This is a genomic window from Candidatus Bathyarchaeota archaeon, assembly GCA_029882535.1.
Taxonomy (GTDB): domain Archaea; phylum Thermoproteota; class Bathyarchaeia; order Bathyarchaeales; family SOJC01; genus JAOUKM01.
Genome location: JAOUKM010000061.1, coordinates 1 through 4,432 on the forward strand (window position 1 = coordinate 1; position 4,432 = coordinate 4,432).

The following is a 4,432-nucleotide window of genomic DNA, read 5'->3' on the forward strand; positions in this document are numbered from 1 at the left end:
TTCAAACATATTTTTACGCCATGTATAGATCCTTTAAAGAAAGGAAAATGAAAAAACTAACACTTCTTGCTGTTATACTAGCTTTGTTTTTCATCTTGCCATACACCGCTTATGCAGTCAGGACGCCTCGATGGAGTTTCACGGTGAGTACTGACAAAACCATCTACATGCTAGGCGAGAACGTAACTATCACCGCAACACTCACCAACAATGGCTACATAACCCATTCGTTCACATCAATTGACAAAGTCCCCATCCAGATTTATGTTCAATACTCTTGGTTCTCGATATGGTATAGTGACTCTAATGCGGGTAAAACGGAATTCTCTATAGGTCCTAGGGAATCGATTCAACGAACTGTTGTCTGGAATCAAACAACTTGGGAACATTTTGGTTGGGGGGTCAGCAAGCTAGTTCCTATAACAACCACTGGTGAATACTACGTGTATGCAGCTATTTTTGATGCTGACGGTGATTCCAAACTTTTCAAAAATTGGGTCAAGATAACAATTGAAGAGTAATACTATATATGAAAGCAATTAGTCGAAAAAATCAGCGAATATCGCCGCAATATAATGGTGTCATTTTGCCATGAGCAAGTCTATCAAAGTTTTTTCGTCTATTTCTGCTCTAGTCCGCCAATCCAAGTAAAGCTGTCCCTTCTCGTCTTGATCTATGTAGCCTGCTCGTATATATCGGTCTATGTTAACATTAACCCTCCAACCCGGCAGCTTATCCCGCAGAAGCCGCTCCACTTCCTCCCTTGAAGCTTTTCCCTTCTTCGCTATTATCGTAGAGATAGTCATCGCCAAGCCTGCTATATCGTCGATGCGCCATCCCATCATTTTTGTCTCCTTCGGCGTAAGACTCCCATGTAGGGTTATGTAAAACCGTGCTCTATCCAACTGAGCCTTAGTCGGGTTCTTCGAAGGTTTTCCTTCTTCAAAAACTGTTTTCACTTGCAGGTCTAGCTTTTCTAGATAACTGTTTAGTAAAGCTAGGATTTTTGGATAGTCTGCTCCTAGTCTCTTCTTTAGCTCCCAGCCTTTTACTCCTGGCTTTCTGTGACGTTTAAAGAAAAGCAAGTGCGTAGCTCTTTTGAGTTGGGTTGCGTAATAGGTTTTCTTCTTCAATCTTTCACACCGCCTTTCCAGTTTTTCCAGTCTTCAAAGCTTATTGGGATTGGCAGAGAAATTGCCTGTTTCTTGCCCACTGTGGGAATGGGAGTTTTGTAGGGTCTAATGTAAACTATCTCTTCTAATCTGTCTACTTCAAGTGTTGCATAGCCATATGTAACCAGAAAACTTGCCAAGTATGCATGTTTGACCGTTTCTTCGTAGGTTTCAGCACCTATAAAATCCCAGTATTCAATTTTGTCTTTACCCATCGCTTTTTGTTTGAGTTCTTGCCAGAACGTTTCTAGCTCTTTAGAAAACTCTTTTTTGGCTATAATCTGCTGTTTCACTAATTCTTCTCGAGTTGTTGTTCCAGTTTCTATCTGCAACCCTTCTGTTTTTTGCCATCTTTCATCCAGTGGTATTAGATTTTGCCAGTATTTAATTGCCTCCGCTAGGCTGTGGGGAGAAATTTGCTCGAGTTCCACTATTGGATGCCAAGATTTGAAAAATATTGTACTAATTTCTTCTTTCGATAGTTTTCGTAGTTTTTCTTCTATTAAGAAGGGGTCTGTGTAAAGTGATGTGGAGCGGTGTTTAACCCATTCGCTTTGAAGCTTAATAGCCGAAGCTATTTGATGTACTGCTTCTGCGTCTAAGCAGAGTTCTTCGGGGTTTTTCCATTCTGGAAAATATTCGTGGATGATTGCAAGTATGTTGTTTACGTCCACTAGAAATGGGTTTATTCCTTTTTCTTCAACTGAGCGGCATGAATCGATGATGCGTTTAAGATGTTCTTTGCCAAGCCGTTTCTTTTGCCTTCCCATTGACAACTAGACAGCCTCTTTAACTCTAGATGCGCCTTCAATATTCTGCACCGTTACAATGTGGATGTCCTGTTTTGCGAAGGTTATCTGACTTGGCGTTATTATCAGATACTGCGAGTTCAAGCCTTTAACTGATTCTATAAGAAGACTAGTTATTGTTTCGCGGTTTTTTGGGTCCATATGAACGTCATATTCATCAACTGCACGGAAGGGAGACTGCACACGCTGCTGTAAAGCTAAGAGAAAGCTCATTGTAGCCATGCTTCGCTCTCCTCCACTTTGAGTATAGGCGTCTAAGGGAACTGGTTGAGCGCCTTTAAAGCCCACAAGCACTTGTAGCCCGGCAGCCTCTATATCGTGCCCATTGGTCAAATGCACCTCGCCTACCGCTTGAGCTTGCGACAAAATTCTTTGATATTGAAGACTTACGTGGCCCAGAAGACTTTGCATAACTGTCTGCCAAGCTTCCTTTCGACTGTTTACTTCTTCCAATGCTTTTTCTCGATTTTCGGCTACCGTTCGCGCTTTTTCTTTCAAGTCTAGATAGAGTTTGGAGTAAGACTCGTACATGCGTTCAATGTCTTCCGAAACGTCTGTGAGGGCTGCAAGATAACCATCGGTCAACCGGATTTCGTCTAGGATTTGACTGGTAGTTTTCGTCGACGCTATTCGGGAACCTGTTTGTTCCGCTTTTTTCGCAGCTTCTTCATATTCTTTTGCCTTTGCTTTCAGTTCTCTGTGAAGTTTCTGGAGATGTTTTTCAATATTTTGTTTCTTGTAGTTTAATAGAGCATTGTTGATTTTTGAGTCTATGATTTGGTTAGTGGCGTCTTCGATTTCCTTTGTTACAAATTGTGTCTTCTGTTGCGTTTCTAAAAGATGCCTATCAGTCTTTTCAAGCTGTTCATTATAGGTTTCCATCAACGCTTTCAAGTTCTCGCTTTTTTGATTGAGCTGCTGAACCCACGTGTTTTCAAGGTTTTTGTATGTCCTTTTTATCTCTGTCATTCTCGTCATGTAGTCGTTTGGGTTTTGTTGTACGTTGAATGACGTTTCCAACTGCTCGACTATGGCTATGCATTTGCCTATTTTTTCGCAGTTGTTTTCGATTAATTGGCGTGTTTCTTCTAAGGCTTGAGTTCTCAGCGAAACAAAAGCTTCGTTTTTCGCTTTTTCTCTTTCCATTAACAAGCGTTCTTCGAAGAATTTTTGCCACTGTGATTTTGACTGCTCCAGCCTTAATTGCAACTCGTTAAAAGTGGTTTGCAGTTTTGCTGTTTTGCTTTCGATTTGTCGGAGTTCGTTTTCTCCTGTTTTGAGCTGATTTTCCAGTTCATTCATTGCAGCTTCTCTTTTAAGAGCTTCTGCCCATGCAAGTTCTCTTTCAAGGAATCGCCTTTTGATTTGCAGTTGCTTTTTTTGTTGGTAACGGTCATATTGTTCGCGCCAGTAGCCTAGTGTCTGTTCAGCCGATTCGAGGAGTTTGCTGACTGACTCTTCTTCGCTCAGTATGTGGCTCAACTTTTTCCTTGCTTGCAAGACATTTCTACGGTAAGGTTCCAAGCCAACTGCTGCCTCTACCGTTCTAAGTTTTTCTTGGGGCGAGAGAACCGTAAATTGCTCAGTCATATTCTGGTGCATAATAATGAGAAGGTTGTCAGGAGCAACATTGAACTTTGCAAGCATTCTTTCAACTTCTCTTTTTGTTGCAGCTCGGTTATCCAGTTCGAACCAGTATTTTCCGTCACGTCGCAACATACGAGTTAAAAAGATTTGGTCTTTGTCAAATTTCTTAACTGGACGTTTGCTTTTTCTCGGAGAATTGTCTAAGACAATTGTTACTCGGGCTTGGTCTTTTCCCCATCTTATGAGGTTGCTTAGTTTTCTCGACCGTTCCGTGTAAGATTGACCTAACGCTATTGAGACTCCTAAAAGTATAGATGACTTTCCCGCGCCGTTCGGCCCACAAATTACGTTTACGCCTGATTTAAGGGGAGTCCTGGCGTATTCGTAGGACATGAAGTTTTCGAGGATGACTTCTCGAATCAGCATGTGTTGTGGCCTTCTTGTAGCAGTAGATAGAACGCATTTTCGCATTATCTTTTACTACAGATAACGTTATGCTTGCGTTCTTTTCCTCATGCTTTCTAACTTTACTTTTCAACACACTCTCTTAAACCTTTATCAAATACTTTCTGTCTATAGAAACCGCAATTCTAACTTGGGTATAGCATGATTGTTACAATGTTCTTAAACACATAGAAAAAGGAAGGGGAACTAGGGGCACTAAGCGCCTAGTCTTCCTTCTTTTTTTCATATCTTCACAGGAAGGGATATTTTAGGATACATTTCCCGTTGTGAGATGCTTCTCTGATACACTATAGTTGCTAGTAGTGTTGCAGTCATGAATAGTGGCAGAATATTGAAGGTGCATCTAGAGTTAAAGAAGTTACAGAGAAGTAACCTCTTAGATTCAATTAGAACTTGATT

At 41.1% G+C, this 4,432-nt stretch carries 4 protein-coding genes; 1 reads left to right on the forward strand and 3 read right to left on the reverse strand.

What is annotated here, in order from left to right:
• Positions 1–521, forward strand: a 521-nt coding sequence (locus OEX01_09370; protein ID MDH5449191.1) for a hypothetical protein, incomplete at its 5' end; no start/stop codon positions are given.
• A gap of 60 nt (positions 522–581) precedes the next feature.
• Here the strand turns inward: OEX01_09370 and OEX01_09375 are convergent.
• Genes OEX01_09375 through OEX01_09385 form a run of 3 tightly spaced genes read right to left on the reverse strand, consistent with a single transcriptional unit; the run spans position 582 to position 4,039 of the window.
• A complete protein-coding gene (locus OEX01_09375) occupies positions 582–1,133 on the reverse strand; it encodes a hypothetical protein (protein ID MDH5449192.1) in 552 nt (183 codons plus the stop codon).
• Positions 1,130–1,942: a hypothetical protein gene (locus OEX01_09380; protein ID MDH5449193.1), complete on the reverse strand. Its 813-nt coding sequence runs from the start codon at positions 1,940–1,942 to the stop codon at positions 1,130–1,132. Before OEX01_09380 ends, OEX01_09375 begins: the two co-directional genes overlap by 4 nt.
• Positions 1,943–1,948: 6 nt before the next feature.
• On the reverse strand, positions 1,949–4,039 hold the full coding sequence (locus tag OEX01_09385) for an AAA family ATPase (GenBank protein MDH5449194.1): 2,091 nt from the start codon (positions 4,037–4,039) through the stop codon (positions 1,949–1,951).
• Positions 4,040–4,432 lie beyond the last annotated feature (393 nt).